Annotated in this window: 9 protein-coding genes; 3 read left to right on the forward strand and 6 right to left on the reverse strand. The window is 67.8% G+C overall.

Annotation, left to right across the window (positions count from 1 at the left end; all coding sequences use genetic code 11):
• Nucleotides 1-7: 7 nt before the first annotated feature.
• The gene (locus FHW84_RS13000; protein WP_167256147.1) at nt 8-265 is read left to right on the forward strand and encodes a hypothetical protein; all 258 of its coding nucleotides are present in this window, start codon (nt 8-10) and stop codon (nt 263-265) included.
• An 80-nt stretch (nt 266-345) separates the two neighbouring features.
• Here FHW84_RS13000 and FHW84_RS13005 read toward each other — a convergent pair whose 3' ends face one another.
• The 3 genes from FHW84_RS13005 to FHW84_RS13015 form a co-directional block, all read right to left on the reverse strand.
• A complete protein-coding gene (locus FHW84_RS13005; RefSeq protein WP_243868096.1) occupies nt 346-2,166 on the reverse strand; it encodes a hypothetical protein in 1,821 nt (606 codons plus the stop codon).
• Between the two features lie 254 nt (nt 2,167-2,420).
• Complete coding sequence (locus FHW84_RS13010; RefSeq protein ID WP_167256151.1) at nt 2,421-4,310, reverse strand: alpha/beta fold hydrolase; 1,890 nt, start codon at nt 4,308-4,310, stop codon at nt 2,421-2,423.
• A gap of 96 nt (nt 4,311-4,406) precedes the next feature.
• The gene (locus tag FHW84_RS13015) at nt 4,407-5,123 is read right to left on the reverse strand and encodes a GNAT family protein (RefSeq protein WP_208399776.1); all 717 of its coding nucleotides are present in this window, start codon (nt 5,121-5,123) and stop codon (nt 4,407-4,409) included.
• Between the two features lie 42 nt (nt 5,124-5,165).
• On the opposite strand from FHW84_RS13015, the gene FHW84_RS13020 reads away from it, so the two are divergent.
• Complete coding sequence (locus FHW84_RS13020; RefSeq protein ID WP_208399777.1) at nt 5,166-6,713, forward strand: PLP-dependent aminotransferase family protein; 1,548 nt, start codon at nt 5,166-5,168, stop codon at nt 6,711-6,713.
• A gap of 10 nt (nt 6,714-6,723) precedes the next feature.
• Here FHW84_RS13020 and FHW84_RS13025 read toward each other — a convergent pair whose 3' ends face one another.
• Nucleotides 6,724-8,247 carry an FAD-dependent monooxygenase gene (locus tag FHW84_RS13025; protein WP_167256155.1) on the reverse strand — a complete coding sequence of 508 codons (1,524 nt, stop codon included), beginning with the start codon at nt 8,245-8,247 and terminating at the stop codon, nt 6,724-6,726.
• Nucleotides 8,248-8,342: 95 nt separating this feature from the next.
• Between FHW84_RS13025 and FHW84_RS13030 the strand changes: the two genes are divergently transcribed.
• Complete coding sequence (locus FHW84_RS13030; protein WP_167256157.1) at nt 8,343-8,987, forward strand: TetR family transcriptional regulator; 645 nt, start codon at nt 8,343-8,345, stop codon at nt 8,985-8,987.
• An 86-nt stretch (nt 8,988-9,073) separates the two neighbouring features.
• Here FHW84_RS13030 and FHW84_RS13035 read toward each other — a convergent pair whose 3' ends face one another.
• Nucleotides 9,074-10,540: a carbohydrate-binding protein gene (locus FHW84_RS13035; RefSeq protein WP_208399778.1), complete on the reverse strand. Its 1,467-nt coding sequence runs from the start codon at nt 10,538-10,540 to the stop codon at nt 9,074-9,076.
• Between the two features lie 331 nt (nt 10,541-10,871).
• The gene (locus tag FHW84_RS13040; RefSeq protein ID WP_167256158.1) at nt 10,872-21,758 is read right to left on the reverse strand and encodes an autotransporter-associated beta strand repeat-containing protein; all 10,887 of its coding nucleotides are present in this window, start codon (nt 21,756-21,758) and stop codon (nt 10,872-10,874) included.
• Nucleotides 21,759-22,136 lie beyond the last annotated feature (378 nt).

A 22,136-nucleotide genomic window follows, 5' to 3' on the forward strand; every position in this document is an offset into this window, starting at 1 on the left:
AAACGCCATGACCAGGGATGACGCCGAGCGCTTGAACGTGGTGTTCCTGCAGATCGTCGGCCGGCTGGACGAAACCGCGGCTTTTGTGCAGGAAAAAAGCGACAAGACGGAGTGGCACCTTTATCGCCAGGCCGTGGGCAGCGCGATGGCCGGGGTCTTCGAACTCGCGGAGGGGCTATGGGCGCGCTTCCCTGATCTCAGGCCCGAGCAGCTCGGCGGCACTTACCAGGTCGATCTGCTTATCTACGAGCCGCGTTTTTACTGAATTGCGATAAGCAGCGCTTGGAAATGGAACAGGCGCGGTGAAGTATTTTCACCGCGCCCGCTGTTTTCTCCTATTGGAACTCAGAGCCCGATCGCCGAAACCCGCGTCGCCCAATTACCCAGCGCGCCGCGCGTGCCGCCGCACTGGAACAGCGGCGGCGTCAGGTACTGCGCCAGCGTGCAGGTCTGCGCGACGTATTCCGAAGCCAGCCAGATCGTATTGCCGTCGGCCGCGGCCGCGCCGTAATCGCCCCAGCGCGGACGGTTGTCGCCCAGGTAGGGAATGCCGGTAAAGCCATCCCACGGACCCGCGCCCGCCGCGGCGATATGCACGTCGCCGGCGCCGGCCTTCGCATCCAGGCTGGCATAGCCCGCGCTCGGATAATCGTTGGGTCCGACCACGGTGAACGCGATCACGCCCCGCCCGCTCTGTGTCACGGCTGCCGCGCCGTAGGTGAGGTTGGCATCGGGCAAGGCCAGGGTGCCGTTGGCGAAGATGCCGCCGGAATCCGGATTGATCACGAAGTAGTTGATGCCCGAACCATGGCTGCCATCGCCGAGCAGCACGTCGGTATCCAATGTGCCCCACAGCTTGCCGTTGGCATAGCTCACCTGCTGCATGCGCGAGTCGTTCACCGCCAGGTCGCGTGGCGCGGGATAGACGAAGTTCGGATAGCCGAGGTAGGCCGGTGCGCAACCGGTCAGCGCAAAGCAATCGCGCAACGGCGTACTGCCGGGCTTCTGCCTCGCAAGACTGCTCGGCACGGCATACGGTTGCACGGTCAGCGGCGCCACGTTCAGCGACACGGCTGACGGCGTGGTGTCGATCGCCCGCGTATTCGTCACGGTCCACAGCCACAAGGTGTTGGACGTACCCGAGTCGTAGAACACGGCATCGGAACTCAGCAGGTATTCGGTGCCGTTATGGCCGCCGGCGTATTGCCCGCCGGAGGAGATGGCCGGCCATACCGTGAATGCGGGCGCGGGGATATCCGGATCGCCGCCGTTGAACATCGCCACATTCGCCGGCTGGCCCGACGCCAGCGCCTGCTTGGAAAGCACGTAGATCTGCGCGCCATAGAAGCCGTCGGCGAACAGCGCGAACTCATTGGTGGTCAGGAAGATCGCGTTGGCGTCGGCGCCGATATGCGGATAGTCGCCCAGGCAGAAGCCGCCCGCGCAGGCGTGATCGGGCGTGCCCTGCGTGCCGTTGTTCTGCACCGGCAAGCGGTAGATGTTCCAGGCGCCGGTGGGATCGGCGGTCTGGCTGACCGCGATGTCCAGGTGATTGGTGCCGGCGAAGGACGACGTGGTGCCGAAGCGGTCCAGCGTCAGCACGACATGGAACCAGCGCCGCGTGCCCGCATCGTAGTAGCAGCTGGGGTCGGTGATTTCCGGTCCATAGGCCCCCGTGGCGCGATTGATCGCCGCCGGATAGTGATAGAAGGTGTTGAGATCGACCGGCCCGACCAGCTTGTTGCCGGCGCTGCCGTAGATGGCCATCACGTCGTTGACGCTTTCCACGACGAAGCCGTTGCCCGCGCACAGGCCCTGATCCGGCGGCTCGATCGAAAACTGGTTGCCGCCGTTGGCATAGCGCTGGTCGTGGAAATTCAGGCCGTCGAAGCCGCCGAGCAATTCGGGGCTGGATTTGGCCCGCTTCGCATTCGCCTGCCGGTTGCTGCCGGCGTTCCCGTGCGGAAGGCCGCGGTTGATCACCGGTTTCGAGCCGACGTCACCCACGTCGCCCGAATCGGCATCGCCGGCGCTGGTCGCCGGATCCAGTTCCAGGCTGGTGATCGGAGCGCCGCCCAGCGGCGTGGTGACCGGCACCGTGGTACCGCCGCGTTGCAGTTTCAGCGTGGCTGGCGATGCGCCCAGGGCGCACGTGGCGAACGCCATGGAAGCCATGGCGAAAAGCAATCGAGTCTGCATAGCACTGGGTCTCCCGTTCGTATCGATAGGTGACCGCGCCCCCGGTAGAACGCCCAGATCGGCTGCGCCGACCAGCGCTCGCGCAAGTACGCATAGGTTGCATATGCGTGCGGGGACGATAGGCGCATCGGCCGATCGGCGCCATCGTCCATAAGGCCGGGAACAGCGCTTAAAAGACAGCTATGCGTAAGCCTGGCAGCCCTGGCGGATTCGCGCTGGCTTCAGCGCTGCGCTCCGGTCGCCGCCATGTGCACGCGCAGGATCCGCCGCAACTCCAGAATCGCCGCCGGCGTCTCCTGCACGCTATGCCACGAAGGCACTGCCAACTCCGACTCGGCACCTTCCAGGTGCGCGCTCTTGTACGGCACCACGCCGTCGCTGCTGTCAGCCAATGGCCCCGGCGGCGTATAGACACCGACGATGGTGTGGTAGCGCACCGCGGGCGACATCGGCAGATCCGCCGCGGCCATGATGAAAGGATCGGTATCGCTGAGGTTGTCGACGCTGTTGGGAATGCGCACCGGCGTACCGCCCTCGCCGTCCTTCAGCAGGTCGGCCACGCCGGCCACTTCCTTCAGCACATTGGCCGGCAGGCGGATCAGGTTGGCCATCCAGCGCGCCAGCGTGTTCTGCGCATACGGCGTACCGCGCTGCGGCGAGGCCAGGAATACCGCGCGCGTCACCTGCGGCATCGGCGTGAACTGCAGATACGGCGCCAGCCGCTCGCGCAGGCGCGCCTGCTTCGCCTTCGAAAGATTGTCGCGCGCCGGCATCAGGCTCCACAGCTTGTCGCCGCTGGAGGACACCAGCAGGCGCGCGATCACGCCGCCCATGCTGTGGCCGATCAGCACCACGTTATGGGAAGCCCTCGCCTGCCCGCCCGGATCGAAATGCTGGAAGGTGGCGTCGAGCGCCTTGCGGATATTGGCGAGGTTCACCGCGATCGGCGCATTGGTCGGGTAATAGATTTCCCACACCTGGTAATTACTGCGCAGCTCCTCGTCGCCCATCACCTCGTTGGATACGTTGATCCATGCCTCCGGGCTGCTGGCCAGGCCGTGCAGCATGACGACGGTCATGCGGCTGGGATCGTAAGGCTGCATCAGCAGCACGCGCGGCGTCTGGATGCCGCCTTCCCTGCCCAGCAGCGAACGGATCGACTGCGTGGCGAAGCCCGAACGCGCCAGCCACACACCGTAGGCCGCGGTGAAGTTGCCGGCCAGCGGCACCTCGTGCCCGGCCACGGTCATGGTGTCGTCGTGATAGGGATCCTCGACCTGCACCGTCGCCTGCCTGGTGGCGAGCACTTCGTCCAGGTTGGCGCCGTCGAACAGGATGGCGCCGGTCATCGACACATAATCGGGATCGCGCCACGGCACATCCCTGGATGGCGCGTCCGGCGGCGCCACCGCCACGAATTCCGAACCGAAACCGTCGCGCCGGTACACATTGCGCACGCCGTTGAAGCGCAGCGTCGAGGCGGGAATCAGCTCCGCCGGATCGGTAGCCGCACCTGCCCAGCGCACCGCCGGCTCGTTGCCGGTGACATGCCAGCCGGCCAGCTCGGCATGCCTGGCATGCCGCTCCAGCCGTGGCAGCTCCTGGAAGAAGCGCGTCATCGAGCGCTGTACGGCAAAGTTGTAGAAGCCGATCACCCGCACCTGGCGCAATTCGAAGGAGCGCTCGGAGGGTTGGCGCTTCGTATAGAACAGGTAGGCATAGGCGTAGCGCCCCGCCTGCAGGTAGGCATCGAGCGCCTGGTCGCTCATCTGCGTATCGCGCGTGCTGCGGTCGGTGCGGATGGCCAGGCCCAGCCACAGTTCGGACAGCGCGGACAGCCGCTGCTCGTCGTCCAGGCCCGGCGAATGCAGCACGGTGTCCACGCAGGCCGGAAAGGCCCGCTCGCAATCGCGCGCCGCCAGCGCCACCACGTTGAGCGACTGCACGGTCTGGTCGCTCAGGCGCCCGGTGCTGATCACGTCGCCGCGCTGCTCGCTCACCGAATCGTGGGCATTGATGCGGCTGACGCCGACCATGGCGCAGCCATGCAGGCATAGCAGGACCGCCAGCACGACGCAGCGCGCGAGCAAGGCGTGGCTTGGGTGTTTCATGCGTGCACAGGCCCTTGGGTGCTTCGGAATGAAGCACGCGTGGGCGGATTTTGTCACAGGAAGGTTGCCGTTCCGCAGGGCACCCCGTCCCCTGCGTTACGCCTGTTCGGCGCGAATCGCCGCCAGCGAGCGGCGCTGGTTGCCTTGCTCGTCGAAATTGGCAGGCGCCAGCCAGGCGTCGAAAGCCGCCGACAGCGCCGGCCAATCGCGGTCCGTCATGGCGAACCATGCGGTGTCGCGGTTGCGTCCCTTGTAGACGACGGCCTGGCGGAAGGTGCCTTCGTACTGGAAGCCGAGCCGTGCGGCGGCGGCGCGCGAAGGGGCGTTGAGGTCGTCGCATTTCCATTCGTAGCGACGGTAGCCCAGCCCGTCGAATACATAAGTCATCAGCAGGTATTGCGCTTCCGTCGATGCCGGCGTGCGCTTCAGTGCCGGCGAGAACGCCACGAAGCCGACTTCGATCGAGCCGTTGGCCGGGTCGATGCGCAGCAGCGCAAGGGTGCCGACCGCGCGGCCGCTGGCGCGATCGATCACCGCGTAATGCAACGGGTCCGCGCTCGCTTCCACTTTGTGCGCGTGGACCAGGTAACTGGCTTCGTCCTCGAACGGGCCGATGGACATATAGGTCCAGTCGCGTCCGTCGGGGGCCATGGCGTAGGCGGCATACAGCTCGGCCCCGTGGCGTTGCGCATCGAGCGGTTCGAGGCGGCAGTAGCGGCCGTCGAGCGTCACGCGGCCCGGGCGCGGGCGTGGGGCCCAGCCGGGCACGGGCAGTCCGATGGGTTGTCCGTAGGTGTTGGCGGTGTGGGACAAGGCGCGGTCTCGCTGGGTGGAGCCGGCGGCGGGCCGGCGTGTTTGAAGATCGTAGGCAGGCCTAGGTACCATGAAAAGCGCCAGATCACGGCAGTTTTATGGTGCCACACGATGACGCTTCCCCGTGCCCACCGCCCGACCCGGCAGCAGCCATTGGATGCACCGCTATCGCGCGCCCGCAGCGCGCCATCGCTGCAACGCCAATTGCTGCTGCGGCTGCGCGAAGCCGTGCTCGGCGGCACGCTGCCGGCCGGCAGTCCCTTGCCGGGAACACGCGCGCTGGCGGAGGCGCTCGGCATCTCGCGCAACACCGTCATGGCCGTCTACGAGCAACTGCTGGCCGAAGGATTCGTGCAATCCGACCGGCGCGGCACGCGCGTCACCGAGCTGACCCGGCCGGCGCGCACCAGGCAGGCGGCGGCGGCGCCGGTGGTTGCGCGCAGGGTGGCGAACCTGCGTCCACGCGCAGCCACGCCACCCGCGTACGAGGGCGGCCATTTCCGGCCCGGCGTGCCGGCGCTCGCGCAATTCCCCACCGGCACATGGCGGCGCGCACTCGATCGCGCCATGCGCGGCCACGGCCCCGCCGCACTGGGCTATGGCGACCCGGCCGGCGAACCCGCATTGCGCGCGGCGATCGCGCGGCATCTCGCCGTCACCCGCGGCGTGCACTGCGAACCGGCCCAGATCGTGGTGACTGAAGGCGCGCAGGATGCACTGGTCTTGTGCATGCAGTTGCTGACCAATCCGGGCGACGTGGCCTGGACCGAGGAACCCGGCTATCGCGGCGCACGCACGGCCATGCATGCCGGCGACCTGGAGGTGGTGCCGGTGCGCGTCGACGCGCAAGGCATGTGCGTGGAGGCTGCCGCTGCGGGCGCGCCGGCGCCGCGGATCATCTATACGACGCCGTCCAATCAATATCCCACCGGCGCGGTGCTCTCGGTCGCCCGTCGCCTCACGCTGATTGAAACGGCGCGCCGCCATGGCGCCTGGGTGATCGAGGACGATTACGACAGCGAGTTTCGCCACACCGGCGAACCGGTGGGCGCGATGCAAGGCCTCGTGGCCGATGCGCCGGTGCTGTACCTGGGCTCCTTCAGCAAGACCATGTTTCCCGCGCTGCGGATCGGCTTCCTCGTACTGCCACATGGCCTGATGCCCGTAGTCGCCGACGCGCTGCGCGAGCTGCAGCGCGGTGCGCAACGCCATGCGCAACTGGCGCTGGCCGACTTCATCGACAGCGGCGAATACGCGCGCCATCTCGGGCGGATGCGGCGCTTGTACCGCGACCGGCGGCAGGCGCTGCTGCAAGCCCTGGAAGGCGTTTTCTCCATCGAGCATCAGGTCGAGGGCGGCCCCTGCGGCTTGCATCTGACGGTGCGGCTGCCGGCGCGCTATCCGGATCGCGAACTGGTCGGCGCAGCGCAAGCGCACGGTGTAGGTGCGCTCGCGCTGTCCTCGTTCATGGGGAAGCCAGGCCCGGCCGACAATGGCCTGGTGCTGGGGTACGGCAATACGCCCGAGCATCTGTATCGGCCGTTGCTGCGTACGCTTGCGAAGCTGGCTCGCGGCATCGGCGCGCGTTGAGCCCTGGCCATCAATGGAGGGACCGGCCGAACCATCGAGCCACAGCGTTCCCTGCTTCGCCAGCAGGCAGCTCGCCTTCGCTGGCCCAGGCGACGAAGCCGTCGGGGCGAACCAGGAGGGCGCTCATGCCCAGGCTGTTTTTCGCATGGCTTGAGATATAGGCGACCCGATCGCTCCAATGTTCCGCCAGCGACTGCAGCGGCGCGCTTGCATCGAAATCGACGACCAGGCCCTTGCCCGCTTTCAGCCATTCCCCAAGCCTGGTTCCATCGGCCAGCTCGAAATCCGGCGCGCTGTATCCCGCCAGCGGGTGGCTTTCGCCGAGCTCATAGCGAAGCGCCACGCCCCATACGCGCTCGGCGAAATACGTCGCGCCGTCGCGCGTATCGATCAGGTCGCGGATGATCGCCTCCAGCGCACGCGAGCTGGCACTCGGCCGCATCAGCGCCACCTGCGCACGCGACCAGTCCAGCACCTTGGCGCCTATCGGATGGCGTTCGCTGGTGTAGGTATCGAGCAGACCTTCGGGTGCGTGGCCGTGGATGGTGGCGGCGAGTTTCCATCCAAGGTTCATCGCGTCGCCGATACCGAGGTTGAGGCCCTGACCGCCCAGCGGCGAATGGATGTGCGCGGCGTCGCCGGCGAGCAGCACGCGTCCGTTGCGATATGCCGTCGCCTGTCTGGCGCGATCCGTCCAGGTGGTTGCCAGGCGCAGGGCGGTGACGATGACCTCCACGCCGGAGACGCGGCGCAGCACGGCCTGCACGTGTTCGTGCGCGACCGGCTGGGTGCGGTGATAAGCACCGCCGTCGAAGTCGACCATCGCGATCGTTCCGGGTGCCGTGTAGGTGTACATGCCCGTGGCGGTGTAATGGCGCCCGGAGCGGAGCTGGTCCGGATTAGCGAGTTCGACTTCGACCGAGTAACCGGTGAATTCCGGGTCGGTGCCGGCAAACTCGAAGCCGCCCAGCTTGCGTACCTTGCTGCGTCCACCATCGCAGCCGACCAGCCAGCGTCCGTGAAAAGTTTCGCCTCCCGCGCGAATGGCCACGCCGTCATCCGACTGCTCGAAGCCGTCGACGGCAAAGCCACGCCGCACCTCCGCTCCCAACGCGTTCGCACGCGCGGCCAAAGCGGCTTCGAGGGATTCCAGCTCGATCATCATGCTGGTGCCCGCCGGCGTGGGCAGGCGGTACGGCCACTTCGAAGTGTCGACCTGGTCCTGATAGAACTGGATGCCGGCGAAGTGCCCCGCCGGCTGGCGCGGCTGGCCCAGCCAATGCGCCGCTGCCGTGCCGTTGGCGCCATCCTTTGAAAGTTTCGGCACGGGAATCCCGTCCAGCAGACCGCGGCGATAGAACGCTTCGATGGTAGGCGCGGACAGGCCGCGCATGCCGAACGGCAGGCGCTTCAGCGGCGAACGCGGATCCTCGGCCTGCTCCAGCACCAGCACCGAAACATGGGCCAGGCGCAGTTCGCAGGCGAGGAACAGGCCGACCGGGCCGGCTCCGGCGATAACGACGTCGTAGATCAAGGCGATTTCCTTGGGCGGAGGCCGGATTGAAGGGGGTGTCGGATGCCCGGCCAAAATGTTACACTGAGTGTAAGTTTTGCGGGACGAGCATCGACATGTCAAATCCGCCCGGTCTGCGGGACAGCAAGAAGGCAGCCACGCGCCAGATGATTTCGGACGTGGCGACGCTGCTTTTCGTCGAACGCGGCTTCGAGAACGTCTCCGTGGACGAGATCGCACAGGAAGCCGGCGTCTCCCGCAAAACCGTGTTCAATTACTTCCCGCGCAAGGAAGACATGGTGTTCGACCGCGAGGACGAAAGCCGTGAGCTGGTGCGCCAGGCCATCGCCGCCAACGGAGACCAGCCGCCTGTGCTGGTATTCCAGGCCTTGATGCGTGCATTGCTGGATGAGCAGCACCCGATGTTCCGCATCAACAAGCGCCCCATCCAGTTCTGGAGCACCGTCGCCGACAGCCCCGCACTCACCGTGCGTGCGCGCGAGCTGCAGGGCACGCTGGCCGACGATCTGGCGGCGATGCTCGCCGATGCCGTCGGCCGCCCGCACACTGATCCCGAAGCGCGCCTTGCGGCGACCATGCTGGTCGGCACGCTGGTGGTGGCATATGGCGAAGCGCTGTGCGCCTTCCGCGCGAAGCGGAAGGCGCGCGAGGCATTCGCGAGCGTGATGGAACGCGGCTTCGCCGGCGTGAACGCCGCACTCTCAGCCACCCCCTACATCGAAGCCAGCACCCCAAGGTAGGTTGGAGTGAACGCAGCGAACTCCAACAGGAACGCCACGGCCGGGCGCCCGTTGGGGTTCGCCGCAGGCTCACCCCAACCTACACGTCAGAGCTGCGAAAGCGTCGTCGCATTGAACTTCATGCCCAGGTTGCTCTCGAGATTCCCGATCGCAAACTCCAGCACGCTGAAGAGCTTCGCCCGATCCGCGGCATTGCCGATATCCAGGCTCGCCGTGCCGGCCACACCCGCCTGCCCCAGCGCCGCATTGAACGCCGCCTGCGCCTGCGCCGCCGAGATATAGCTGGACGAAGTGCCGGAAGCGTTCGCGTAAGCCAAGGTCTGGAACACGCTGGAGAACACGCTTCCCAGCGTTCCCGCGCTGACATACACGTGATTGGCCGGCGTCACCAGCGTGGTCGCGCTGGTCGTCGGTATCGGCTTGCCGTACAGCTGGTCCAGGTAATAACGCACCTGGTACGGATACTGCCGATACGTATCCTGCACGCCCCAGATCGAGCTGTACGCATCCACGGATGCCACCGTCGCCGGCGTGGCCGTCGCCCCCAGCCGGCTGTAGCTTCCTACCAGGCCGCCGTAATAGCCCTGGTTATAGGCCACGTTCAACAGCACGTCGAAGAAGTTGTTCGGCAGCGTCTTGAAATTGACCAGCGCATTGTTGAAGGCCGGCTGCCATGGCGTGACCCATCCGCCCTCGCCGGTGCCGGTCACGATCAGCGCGACAAAATCGTTGTAGTGGAAATAGGCCGTCAGCATCGGCCCGTAATACTTGTTGTTGAACGAGGCCGGCGTCGGCTTGCTGTACTGCGTGGCGGCGGTGGCCATGGTGTAGCCGATATGCTTCTGGATCGCGATGTAATTGATCAGCGAATGCCCGGCCGGCGCATAGCTGCCGGACACCATGTCCGCGGCGTAGTTGTTGATCTGGTACGGACCGCCCTGCCCCACGCCCATCACCGCCTGCTGGTCGGGCGAGGGATCGATCAGCGGACCGCTGCCGACATAATCCTGCGTGGCGATATTTTCCTGCAGCAGCTGCGCCAGCACCGAGCCGTAGACGTAGTCCTTGTTGAACTGCAGGCCGGGGTAGTACTCCTGCACCAGATGGCCGTACATCACGCCGGCGATCAGGTTGGACACGATCAGGTCGGTGTAGTTGTCGCCGGTGAGAACCAGCTGATCCTGCGCATTGCCCACGCCCAGCAGCAGATGGAAGTTGATCGTGCCGGAAGTGCTGCCAACCGGCGGCGGAGGTGGCGGCGGCGGATTGGTGCCGCCGCCGCAATTGGCGGCCACCGTCCACGGCTGGCCGCTGCCGGAAGCGCCGCTGTGCGTGGCTGGGTCGTCGCCGCGCGTCCACCAGTTGGCGGCGTAATTGACGCCGTTTTCGCTCGCCTGGTCGCCGCCGACGTAAATGGCCGAAGCGTTCCAGGCGGCCGAACAAGCCGGTTGCGATTGCGCATGCGCACCGATGGACCCCACGGTCAAAGTCGCCGTGGCGATCGCGCGCATGCCGAGGGTGGACCACTTCGCCAGATGCTGCTTGCTGGGCATGGACATGTCTCCGAGTGAAGGCTGCTGATAGGCCGCGCTCTCCGCCGGCCGGTATGACAACGATTCCCCTCTTTCCCGTCAGCCGCGCGCAGCCTCACGCATCCCCCCCCCTACCGGGCTGGATGAAAGAAGCCAAAAATGCGAACAGCAGCGCCCGTCGAACGGCGATGACAACGTTGTCTATCGTTGCGCCGTTATCGCGCCAGCGACCGTGATGCGGATCGCAAAGGCGGGGATCGTCGCGCCTGGCCAGCAGACGCGATCGAATGCCTGGCGCAAGCATCAGCCGGAGAAAAGTCCCTCTCCCATGCGGGAGAGGGACTTGGGGCCGTCACCACCGCATGCGGAAGCCCAACGTCCCGTTGAGCGCATGCGAATCCCCGAAGTGCTTCAAGCCGGTCGAAGCCTGCACTTCGCCGTAGACCGAATAGCGTCCGTCCGCCCAGTCCAGCGACGCGCCCAGGCCGAAGCCGCCCCACAGGCGCTCGTTGCGCGAGGTGAAGTCAGTGCCTGCCACGTTCACGCGCGCATCGCCGCCAAAGTTGCGATAGAGGTTGGCAATGGCGTAGACGTGCGTGGCGACCGAGCCGGACTCGCCCTGGCGCGCACTGCGGTAATCGGCCATCACGCCGGCACGTGCGGTGGTCGTGGTGCCCTGCTGCTGCGCCACGTGCGCGCCGAACGCATCGTTGAAGCTGTCGAAGCTGGCCTTGCCGTACGTCAACTGCGCCTGCGGAACCAGCGACCACTGGTCGCCCAGCCGGAAGCGCCGGCCGGCTTCCACGCCCAGCGCGTACGCGCTGCCCTTGTTGCCGTCTTCCAGCAACTGCGCCAGCGTGGTCGAACGCAGATCGGTATCGAGACTGGACCAGCGCGCCTGGCCGTCGACATAGAAACCGTTCTCGCCGTACCAGGTAAGCGTGCCGCCGATGCCGTAGCTGCGCGTCTTCAGGCGGCCCTGGCCGTATACCGACTGCGCATTCGACTGATAGCGGCCGTATTGCAGCGTGGCGCCGCCCACCAGCTTGCCGCCCTCGCCTTCGCTCAGCGTGGTGTCGATGCCGGCCTCGGCTTTCCAGGTCGACAGGTCGTAGCGCGTGGCGCTGGTGCTGGTCTCGGGCTTGAAGCTCTGGTCGCCGCCCTCGACGCGCATCCACAGGCCTTCGCCGGGTTTCATGTTGTCCTCGGCCTGCACGCCGGTCCACAGGCGGTCGCCGGTGCGCTGGAACAGCGTGCCCAGCGTATTGACCTGCTGCAGGATGCCGGCATAGGCCTCGTACAGCGGCACGCCAGGCTGGTACAGCGGCTGCGGATTGCCGGGGTTGCCCGGATCCGTCGGTCCAGTGGAACCATTCACCAGCGCCGAGCGCAGATACCAGTCGCCGTCGTTCGCATTGGCCGTGCCCTGGTACAGCCGATACGCATATGCGCCGGCCACCACCGCCTGCTGGCCCTGGAACACGTAATCGCCCTGCAAGGCGAATGTGCCGCCGGACGTGCCCTGCACATCGATCAGCTTGATGCCCTGCGCGGTCTGCGCACCCGCGCCGCCGACGTTGTTGACGCGCACCGCGGTGTTGCCGGAGGTGTTGCCGGCGACCACCAGCTTGTCGGTGGCGGAACTGTCGTCGCCAAGCACGGTGTTGAACAGCAGCGTGCCGCCCTGTCCGGTGTAATCGCCGCGCACCGTCAGCGTAGCGCCCGGCGCCGCACCGAAGTGCACCGTGCCGGCGTTGCTCAATGCGCCGATGCTTTGCGCGTGGCTGGCGAGATCGAGCGTGGCATTGCCCTGCACGGTGAACGCGGAAGCGGCGTTGAACGCATGGTCCACCGCCGCCGCCAGCGTGCCCGCCGCCACCGTGGTGGCGCCGCCGTAGTTGGACGTGCCGGCCAGCACCAGCGTGCCGTTGCCCACCTTGGTCAGGCTGCCGCTGCCGCCGATGCCGTTGGCCAGCTGCAGCGTGGTGCCGTCGTCGGTGTCGATGGTGGCGGCGCCGCCTACGCCGACCGTGCGGTTGCTGAGGATGTTGCCGGTGGTGTGCAGCGTGCCGTCGTCGATCGACAGGTTGCCGGAGGATTGGCCGAGGCTGCCGTCGTTCGATATCTGCAGCGTGCCGGCGTGCACCGTGGTGCCGCCGGTGTAGGTGTTGACGCCGGTCAGCACCAGGGTGCCGAGATCGTCCTTCACCAGCATGCCGCTGCCGGTCAGCGCCGCATCGATCGTGGCCGTCATGCCGGCACCGGCCGCGGTGCCGTCGCCCACGCGGATGGTGTCGGCGCCGCCGGCCAAGGTGACGGAACCGCCCGTCACGCGATAGCCGTCCACCTGGAACTGCATGCCCGACGCGCTCACCTGCCCGTTGGCGTTGTCCACCGTCACCGTGCCGCCCGCGCCGCCGAACACCGCAAACGTGCCATTGGTGTACGGCGCATTGAGCGCGCCGCTGGCGTCGGTCCAGTAGTCGTTGTCGGCCAGGCGCCAGGTGCCGGTGCCGCCGTTGATGGCGCCGTCGTTGGCGTGGCCCGGGCCGTCCCAGAAGCTCAGCGTCAGCCCGGCGCTGTTCACCAGATTGACCTGGTGGGCGATCGAGGTCTGCACGAAGGCATCGCCGCTCGGCACCGCACCGAGCGCGAGGCCGTTGTCGGTCAGCGCGCCGTCGTAGCTGAAGAGCCGATACACGCCCGCGCCGAAGCTGCCGCCCGCGGTGGCGGTCACGTCGAGCGCGCCGTCCAGCGTGAGGTTGCCATGCACCACGGTGAGGTCGTTGAGCGCGCCACCGGGCGTGCCGGCCTGGCCGAGCTGGTAGGCAAGCTTGCTGTTGGCGCCCAGTGCGAGGTTGCCGTTGATGGTGAGCGTACCCGCCGCGCCGGCATCGCCCGGACTCAGCGTGGCGCCGTCGGCCACCGTTACATTTCCGCCGATGGTGCCCATGCCGCCCAGGGTGGCGCCGCTCTGTACCGCGGTGGCGCCGGTGGCGCCGGACTGGTTGCCGTTCACCAGCAAGCTGCCCGACTGCACCGTGGTCGCGCCGGTATACGTGTTGGCGCCGCTGAGCACGGTGGTGCCACTGCCCTTCTGCACCAGCGCGCCGGTGCCGGAAACCACGCCGCCGAACGCGTAGCTGTCCGAGCGGTTGAATGCCAGCGTGCCGTTGTTCGCCACATCGCCCAGGACCGAGCCGGCCGCGCCGCCCTCGCCCAGCTGCAGCACGCCATCGGTGACGGTGGTGCCGCCGGTGTAGGTGTTGTCGCCCGCCAGCACCAGGCTGCCGAGATCGGACTTGGTCATGCCAGCAGTGCCGCTCAGCACCGAAGCAATGGTCGCCGTCATGGCGGTGCCGGCCGTGGTGCCGTCGCCGACGCGGATAACCGTCGGCGATGCACCGAGCGCGATGCCGTCGCCCTGCACGCGATAGCCGTCCACCGCGAACTGCATGCCGCCGCTGTTCACCGCGCCGAGGCTGCCGTCCACCGTCACCGTGCCGCCGGTGCCGCTGAAGATGGCGAAGGAGTTGTCCTGGTACGGCGCGTTGATGCTGCCGTCGGTCACCGTCCAGTTGTCGTTGCCGGCATTGTTCTGCCACACGCCGTCGCCGCCCTGGATCTGGCCATCGCCGCGCGCGCCGTTGCCGTCCCAGAAGTTGACGTTGAGGCCGGCGGTGTTGACCAGGTTTACCTGGTGCGCGATCGAGGTCTGCAGGAAGTAATCCGGCGACGGCACCGAGCCGATGCTCATGCCGTTGTCGGTAAGCGCGCCGTTGTAGCCGACGATGCGGTAGATACCCGGATCGAAGTTGCCGCCGGAAGACACCGCCACGTTGAGCGTGCCGTCCAGCGCGAGGTCGCCGTTCACCTGCACCAGGTCGTTGAGCGGACCGCCCACCACGTTGGCCTGGCCCAGATTCACGTTGAGATTGCTGGCGTTGCTCATGCCCAGGTTGCCCTTGACGGTGAGCGTGCCCGGCGCGCTGCCCACGTCGCCCGGGCTCAGCGTGGCGCCGTCGGCCAGCGCCACGTCGCCGCCGACGATGCCCTTGCCGCCGAGCGTGCCGCCGGCATCGACCGAAGTGGCGCCGGTCGCCGCACTCTGGTCGCCATTGATGAACAGGCCGCCCGCACGAACGGCGGTGATGCCGCCGTAGCTGTTGTTGCCGCTCAGCACGGTGGTGCCCGCGCCCTGCTGTTCCAGCGAGCCGGTGCCGGAGATCTGGCCGGCGAACGCCAGGGTGTCGGCGCGGTTGAAGACCAGCGTGCCGTTGTTGGCCACCGCACCCAGGAGCGAACCGCTGGCGCCGCCGTTGCCTACCTGCAGCGTGCCGGCCTGGATCAGGGTGCCGCCGGTGTAGCTGTTGTCGGCACCCACGATCAGCGTGCCGCTGCCGTCCTTGTTCAGCGAACCCGCGCCCGCGATGGCGCCGTTGAGCGTCAGGTCGGCATCGTTGAGGAAGCGCCCGCCCGCGCCGTTAAGCGCGACCGCGCGGCCGGAAGTGATGGCGGCGGTGTTCTCCAGCACGCCGTTGTTGAACGTCAACGCGCCGCTCGCATCGCCGAGGTTGGCATCGCTGGACACGATGATGCCGCCCGCGTTGATGGTGGTGCCGCCCGTATAGGTGTTGCTGCCGTCCAGGGTGAGGCTGCCGCTGCCGGTCTTGGTGAGCCCGCCCGCGCCGGTGACGGTGCCGCTCAGCTCCAGGTTCGCCTGCGTCTCGAAGGTGGCGCCGCCCTGGTTGATCGTCACCGCGCGCGCAGTGGAGATCGCCGCGGTATTGCGCAGCGTGCCGCCGTCGAAGGCCAGACCGCCCGCCGCGTTGCCGAGATTGGCATCGCCCGCCACCTGCAGCACGCCACTGTTGACCGTGGTGCCGCCGGCATAGGTGTTGGCGCCGCTCAGCACCAGGGTGCCGAGATCGTCCTTCACCACACCGCCGGTGCCGGCCAGGACCGCGGCGATGGTCGCCGTCATGCCCGCGCCCGCGGCGGTGCCGTCGCCCACGCGGATGATGTTCGGCGCGCCGCTCAGGGTGAGCGCGCCACCAGCGACGGTGTAGCCGTTCACCGCGAACTGCATGCCCGAGCTGGTCACCGCACCCAGGCCGTTGTCCACCGTGACCGTGCCCGGCGCGCCCATGAAGATGCCGAACTCGCCATCGGTATACGGCGCATTGTACTGGCCGGTCTGGTCGGCCCAGTTGGCATTGCCGGCCGAGTTCTGCCAGACGCCGCTGCCGCCGTCGATGGTGCTGTTGGCATTGCCGCTGGGGCCGTCCCAGAAGTTGAGCGTGAGTCCGCCGCTGTTGAGCAGGTTCACCTGGTGCGCCACCGAGGTCTGCACCTGGAAGCTGCCGGACGGCGTGGTGCCCAGTGCAAGGCCGTTGTCGGCAAGCGAACCGTCGTAGCTGATGATGCGGTACAGGCCCGGGCCGAAGCTGCCGCCCGGCGTCGCCGCCACGTTGAGCGTGCCATCCAGGCTCAGGTTGCCGTGCACCACGGTGAGGTCGTTGAGCGCGCCGCCCACCACGTTGGCCTGGCCGAACTGGTAATTCATCGCGGCGCCGGCATTCAAGGCCAGGCTGCCGTTGACGGTGAGCGTGCCCGCCGCGCCGGCATCGCCGGGATTGAGCGCGCCGCCATTGGCCACCGTCACGTCGCCGCCGACGATGCCCTTGCCGCCCAGCGTGCCGCCGTTCTGCACGGTGGTGGCGCCGGTCGCACCGGTCTGGTCGCCATTGACCAGCAGCGTGCCGGCCTGCACGGTCGTCGCGCCCTTATAGGTGTTGGTGCCGGTGAGCACGGTAGTGCCGTTGCCCAGCTGCGTCACGCCGCCTGTGCCGGAGACCAGGCCGCCGAACGTATAGATGTCCGAACGGTTGAAGGCCAGCGTACCGTTGTCCACCACGTCGCCGAGGATGCTGCCGTTGGCGCCGCCATTGCCCAGCTGCAGCGTGCCGGCGGTAATCGTGGTGCCGCCGGTGTAGGTGTTGGCGGCGGTGAGCACGGTGGCGCCGCTGCCTTGCTGCACCACGTTGCCGGCGCCGGAGATGGTGCCGGGCACGGTCGAAGTGTCGGCACGGTCGAACGCCAGCGTGCCCGCCGCGACGATGACGTTGGCGCTGGCGATCGAACCGGTGGTGCCGCCGGCGCCGAGCTGCAGGATGCCGCCGTTGATCACGGTGTTGCCGGTATAGGTATTCGTGCCCGTGAGCGCCCAGGTGCCGGCATCGTTCTTCGCCACCGTGGTGATGCCGCCGGAGGCGTCGATGATGCTGCCGCCCATCACGTTGAGGCCGGTGTTGGTGCCGCCCAGGCCCAGCGTGCGGTTGCCGGCGCCGGCATAAGCCGCCGAACCGGTGTTGGCGAACACGATGGCGCCGGTGCCGGAGGACTCGATCACGCTCGAGCCGGTGGACAACGTGAACAGGCGGTCGGTGGTGTCGCCCGCGCCGGTATAGCGCAGCGTCGCGCCGCTGCCGATCACCAGGTTGGCGGCGGCAGCGGAGGATTGGCCAAGGCTGCTGACCTGGCCGCCATTGGCGAGCTTGTCCACGCCCAGCACGCCACCGATGATCGTGGTGATGCCGGTATAGGTGCTGGCCGGGTTGCGCAGGATCCATGTGCCGGTGCCGGTCTTGCGCACCGAGGTCTTGCCCGTGCCGTTGTCGGACAGCTGCAGGGCCAGGCTGTTGTTGCCGGTGCTGGTGCCGGTGAGCGTGACCGTCTGCGTGGTGTTGGGGCTGCTGAAGGCGAGCGCGCCGGTGTTGGTGAACTGCACGGCGCCAGTACCTGAGGCATCCAGCGCGCTGCTGGCGGATGCGCCAAGCGTCAACAGGCGATTGGTACTGTCGCCGGCGCCCACGTACATCAGCGTGCCGCCATTGAGCACCAGGTTGCCGGCGCCGACGCTGGACGCGCCGATGGAGCTGGCGGTGCCGCCATCGGCGAGCTTGAACACCTGCAAGAAGCCGGCGTTGACCGTATTGGTGCCGGTGTAGGTGCTGGTGCTGCCGGAAAGGTATTCGAAGCCGCCGCCATTCTTGACCAGGCCGCCGGTGCCGGTGATTGCACCGGCGTAATTGGCTGCCGCCTGGCTGCTGGCACCGTTGGTCACCGTGAGCGTGGCGCTGCCCAGGTCGATATTGCCGCCCGTAGTGCCGCCGCCGTAGAAGTAGCTTACGTTGGTGTTGAAGCTATTGAGGTCGACCAGCACGCCAGCGGTGTTGTCCAGCGCCAGATAGCCGGTGCCGAACGCGTTGGCCGCGGCAGCGCGCAGGATACCGCCGCGATTGTAGGTGCCGCCGGTGTAGGTGTCGGCGCCGCTCAGCACCAGGGTGCCCGGGCCCTGCTTCTGGAACTGCCCGCCGCCTTGAATCGGGCCGCTGACGCCGAGCGTGGTGGCCGCATTGCCGATATTGATAGCGCCGTTGCCGCTGAGCAGGATGCCGCGGTCGATCGCCACGCTCGCGCCGGTATAAACCAGCGTGCCGCCGTACAGCGCGAGGTTGGCGGGCGCGCTGCTGGAAGCGCCCACGCCGCTGGGCTGGCCGCCGTTGGCAAGGCAGTCGGTGCTGAGCGTGGAGGAGTTGAGCGTGGTGGCGCCGGTATACGTGTTGCCGCAGCCGCTCATCGTCTGCGTGGCGCCGTTGATCGACACGCCGCCGGTGCCGCTGATGGCGCCGCTGAAGTTGCCGGTGGTGTTGGTCTGCAGCGTGCCGGCGCCGAGCGTGACATTGCCGGCGCCGTACAGGCCGCCCACCCATACGTTGTGGCCGGCAAGATCCGCGGTCGCACCCGCATTGACCGTCAGGCGCCCCGCGCCCGAGCCATTGGCGGCGCCGCCGAACGCCTGGTTGGAACCGGCGCGCAGGATGCCGGCATTGACCGTGTTGCCGCCGTTGTAGGTATTGGTGCCGGACAGCACCAGCACGCCCGCGCCGTCCTTGGTGAGCGAACCCGCGCCAGTCACCGTGCCGCTGTCGGTAAGCGTGGTGGACGCCTGCGCGACGTCGACATGCCCACCACCGGAACCGAGCGTAAAGCCGCGGTCGGTCGATGCGGTGGCGCCGCTGTATTGCAGGCTGCCGCCGGTCTGCAGCACCAGGTTGGCCGGATCGCTGCTGCCGGCGCCGATGCCGCTGGCCGTGCCGCCGTTGGCCAGCGTGCCGACCGACAGCGTGCCGTTGCTCACCGTCAGCACGCCGACGAAATCGTTGGCCGCATTCGCCAGCGTCAGCGTGCCGGTGCCGGTCTTGTTGAAGCCGGCGTCGTCGGGGCTGGTGACCACGCCGCCGAGGGTCACGTTGGCCGTGCCGTCCACCTGGATGGTGCGCGACGGGCCGCCATTGACCAGGGTGAAGCCGCGGTCGCTGCTGGCGGTGGCGCCGATGTAGCGCAGCGTGCCGTTCTCGATGATCAGGTTGGACGACGCATTGCTCGACGCGCCGAGCGCACTCGCCGTGCCGCCGTCGGCGATGCTGTTGATCCTCAGCGTGCCGCCGCTGACCGTGGTCGCACCCGTATACGTGTTGCTGCCGGTGAGCGCCACCGAGCCGGCACCCGAGCCCCCCGAGGCGAAGCTGGTGGCGCCACCGTTATCGACGATGGTGGAGCTGATACTGAATACGCCCCCGCCGTTCTGCAGCACACCCAGCGGACTGCCACCGGCTCCGCCGGTCATACTGCCGCCCTGGAAGACCTGCGACGCGGTACCCGACAACGGCGAGACGATGATGCTGCCATCCACGCTCAGCGTATTGCCGGCGCCGATGGTCACCCCCGAGTTGGACGGCGCGGTGACCTTGAGGCCACCCAGCGCGACACTGCCGTTGACTGTGCCGAAGTACGGCGTGTTGGCATTGCCGCCTTCGTCGCTGACGATGTCGCCGTTGAGCCAGGTGCTGGCGTCGTCCTTGTTGGCATACGCGGTGAAGGCGGTGATCACGCCGCCGGTGACTTGCGCGTAGTCCGTGCCGTTGACCGTGGCCCAGCCGCCGAGCGCGCCGTCGGCATGCGTGGTGGTGATGGTGCCGCCGGTGTTGAAGCCGAAATCGACCAGGCCGCCGCTGCGGTTGATCGCGCCCAGGCCCAGCGTCAGCGTGCCGCCGGTGCCGGCGGTGGCGCTGATGCGGTTGCTGCCGGCGGTGACGTTCAGGCCGTTGAAGCTCTGGCTGTTGGCGCCCGCCTTGCCCTTGATCGAGAGCGTGCCGCCGGCCAGGTTGAGCGACGAGCTGGCGCTGACGATCTGGCTTGCCGGCGCGCCGGCCACGGTGAAGTCCAGCGCCAGCGTACCGCCGCCGATGGAAGTGGCGCCGCTGTAGGTGTTGGCGCCGCTGAGCGTCTGCGTGCCCGCGCCGAGCTTGGTCAGGCCACCGCTGCCGGCTATCGCGCCGCCATAACCGGTGGTGCCGCTGGCGGCGTTGAGCGTGAGCGAGCCGCCGCCGAGCTGCAGCGTGCCACCGGTGCCGGCGAGCGAAGGCGCGGTGATGTCGAAGTTGTTGAAATCCAGCGTGCCGCCGTTGACGACCAGGCCCTTCGAGTTGCCGAACGCATTGGCGCCGCCCGCGGTGAGCGTGCCGGCCTGCACGGTGGTGGTGCCCGCGTAGGTATTGGCGCCACTCAGCAGCCAGCTGCCGCTGCCGTTCACCACCAGGTTGCCGGTGTTGGATATGACGCCGCTTACCGTATTGGCGCCGGCGTAGCTGCCGCCAAGGGTGAGCGTGTCGGTGCCGCCGTTGACGAAGGCGATCTGGCCGGTATAGGAGAGCGCGCCCGTGCCGTCGTTGTAGAAGGCGCTGAGGCCGTCCGAGGTGAGCGTGCGGTTGGTCGAGGTGGCCGCGCCGACATAGCGCAAGGTGGCGCTCTGCAGGTTGAGGTTGCCGACGTTGTTCAGGCCGAACGAACTGGCGGTACCGCCATCGGCCAGCACGGAAGCGACCACCGTGATGGTGTTGATGGTGGAGGGGCCGGTGTAGGTATTGGCGCCGCCGAGGGTGATGGTGCGGCCCGCGCTGCCGGTATACGAGACCGTGCGGTCCGACGTGCTGCTGATCGTGCCCAGCAGTTGCATGTCGCCCGATACCGCCTGGAAGTTCTGGCCGGTCGTCCATGCGCCGGTCAGTCCGATATTGCCGGTCAACGTCAGCGTGCCGGTGCCGATGTTGCGCAGCGCGTTGCCGCCGCTGGAAGTGTTGGCGAAGCGCCAGTCGCGGTTGGACACATTGCCGGCGCCGCCGTAATTGAGCGTACCGCCCAGGCCGCCGCCGGCCTGCACCACGATCAGGCCGTTGGCCGCCGTGGTCGGCGCACCGACCGCGCTCGCCTCGCCAATATTGCCGACGGAGGTGATGCCATAGGTTCCGCCGGTATAGAAGTTGGTCACACCGTCGTAATTGCTGGCGGCATTGCCCATGACCACGCCGCTGCCGGCATTGACGTTGCCGGTGCCGGTGAAACGGGCATAGCCGACACCGTTGCCGGTCAGCACCACGGTGCCGCCGGTCAGCGTGACCACGCGAGTCGAGGCGAGTTGACCGCCGCTGGCGGAAAGCCCCGCGCCATTGGCCATGGTGATGCCATTGCTGGCCGCACCGAGGGCGGCATCGTTGGTGACCGAGATCGAACCACCGGTGATGTTGATGCCGCCACTGAAGGTGTTCGCTCCGTTCAGTGCCAGCGCGCCACTGCCGCTCTTGGCCAGCCCCGCGGTGCCGGCGATCACCGAGTTGATGGTGGCCGAGCCGGACACGCCGGGCGTGGTGCCGGCCAGGGTCAGCGTACCGCCGTTGATGCCGTAGCCGGCCACGTTGAAGGTGAGCGTGTTGACCGTGATCGGCGCCTTGAGCGTGACGATGCCCGCGGTGCCGGCGAAGATCGCGTTGTCGAGCGCGGTGTTGTTCCAGCTGTAGAACGGTCCCGCCACGCCATCGTTGGCGGCATTCCAATACGGTGAGACGAGCTCCCAGTCGCCGGTGCCGCCGCTGCCGTTGGAGCCGCCGTTGACGTCCCAGTAGCGGTCGGCGGCATGTACCTGCGGCACGGCCAGCGCAGCGAGCACCGCCAGGCGCAGCGTCCATGCGCCAAGGTTCGAGCGCGCCGGCGCTGCGCGCTCGTCCGCACCCGCAACGCCGCAGCGGCCACGCCCCTTGCCATGCTTCCCGGTGAGTTCGGAGGCAACGACCCAGGCGTTCAAGGCCCGCGACCACACGATGCGGAATACACGATTCATAGGTTTTCCCCTGTAAGGAGCAGCAAGCGTCCGCACGGCGGCGCACGGCCACCGACGATGGAAACAAAATGGAGTGCGCGGCGTGCCGCGCCTGGCGATAGCCGGAGCGGCCGGCTCAGCAGCGCGGCGGCGGCCGCGCCTGGTCGACGCGGCTCAGCGCCATGGGCGCGAAGCGGCGCTGCGGATTCGCACAGCTGCCCGCGAAGCAGATCGCTCGCGCTGCGTGCGTCATGGGTTGCCTGAACACATCGGCCCTGCCAGTTGAAGAACTCACGATCCCCCTCCGGCGCTGCTCCATGCGAGCGCCAGTGTCTTCAAACACGTCGGACGGCGGCCGGCAGATGCCGGTGTCGGTAGCCAGCAAGGCGAGACACCCCT

The organism is Dyella sp. SG562, assembly GCF_011759495.1.
GTDB classification, from domain to species: domain Bacteria; phylum Pseudomonadota; class Gammaproteobacteria; order Xanthomonadales; family Rhodanobacteraceae; genus Dyella_D; species Dyella_D marensis.

Coding starts and splice junctions, on each gene's coding strand:
- FHW84_RS13040 (WP_167256158.1), bottom strand. CDS start 21,758: ATGAATCGTGTATTCCGCATCGTGTGGTCGCGGGCCTTGAACGCCTGG.
- FHW84_RS13030 (WP_167256157.1), top strand. CDS start 8,343: ATGTCAAATCCGCCCGGTCTGCGGGACAGCAAGAAGGCAGCCACGCGC.
- FHW84_RS13005 (WP_243868096.1), bottom strand. CDS start 2,166: ATGGCGTTCGCCACGTGCGCCCTGGGCGCATCGCCAGCCACGCTGAAA.
- FHW84_RS13035 (WP_208399778.1), bottom strand. CDS start 10,540: ATGCCCAGCAAGCAGCATCTGGCGAAGTGGTCCACCCTCGGCATGCGC.
- FHW84_RS13000 (WP_167256147.1), top strand. CDS start 8: ATGACCAGGGATGACGCCGAGCGCTTGAACGTGGTGTTCCTGCAGATC.
- FHW84_RS13010 (WP_167256151.1), bottom strand. CDS start 4,310: ATGAAACACCCAAGCCACGCCTTGCTCGCGCGCTGCGTCGTGCTGGCG.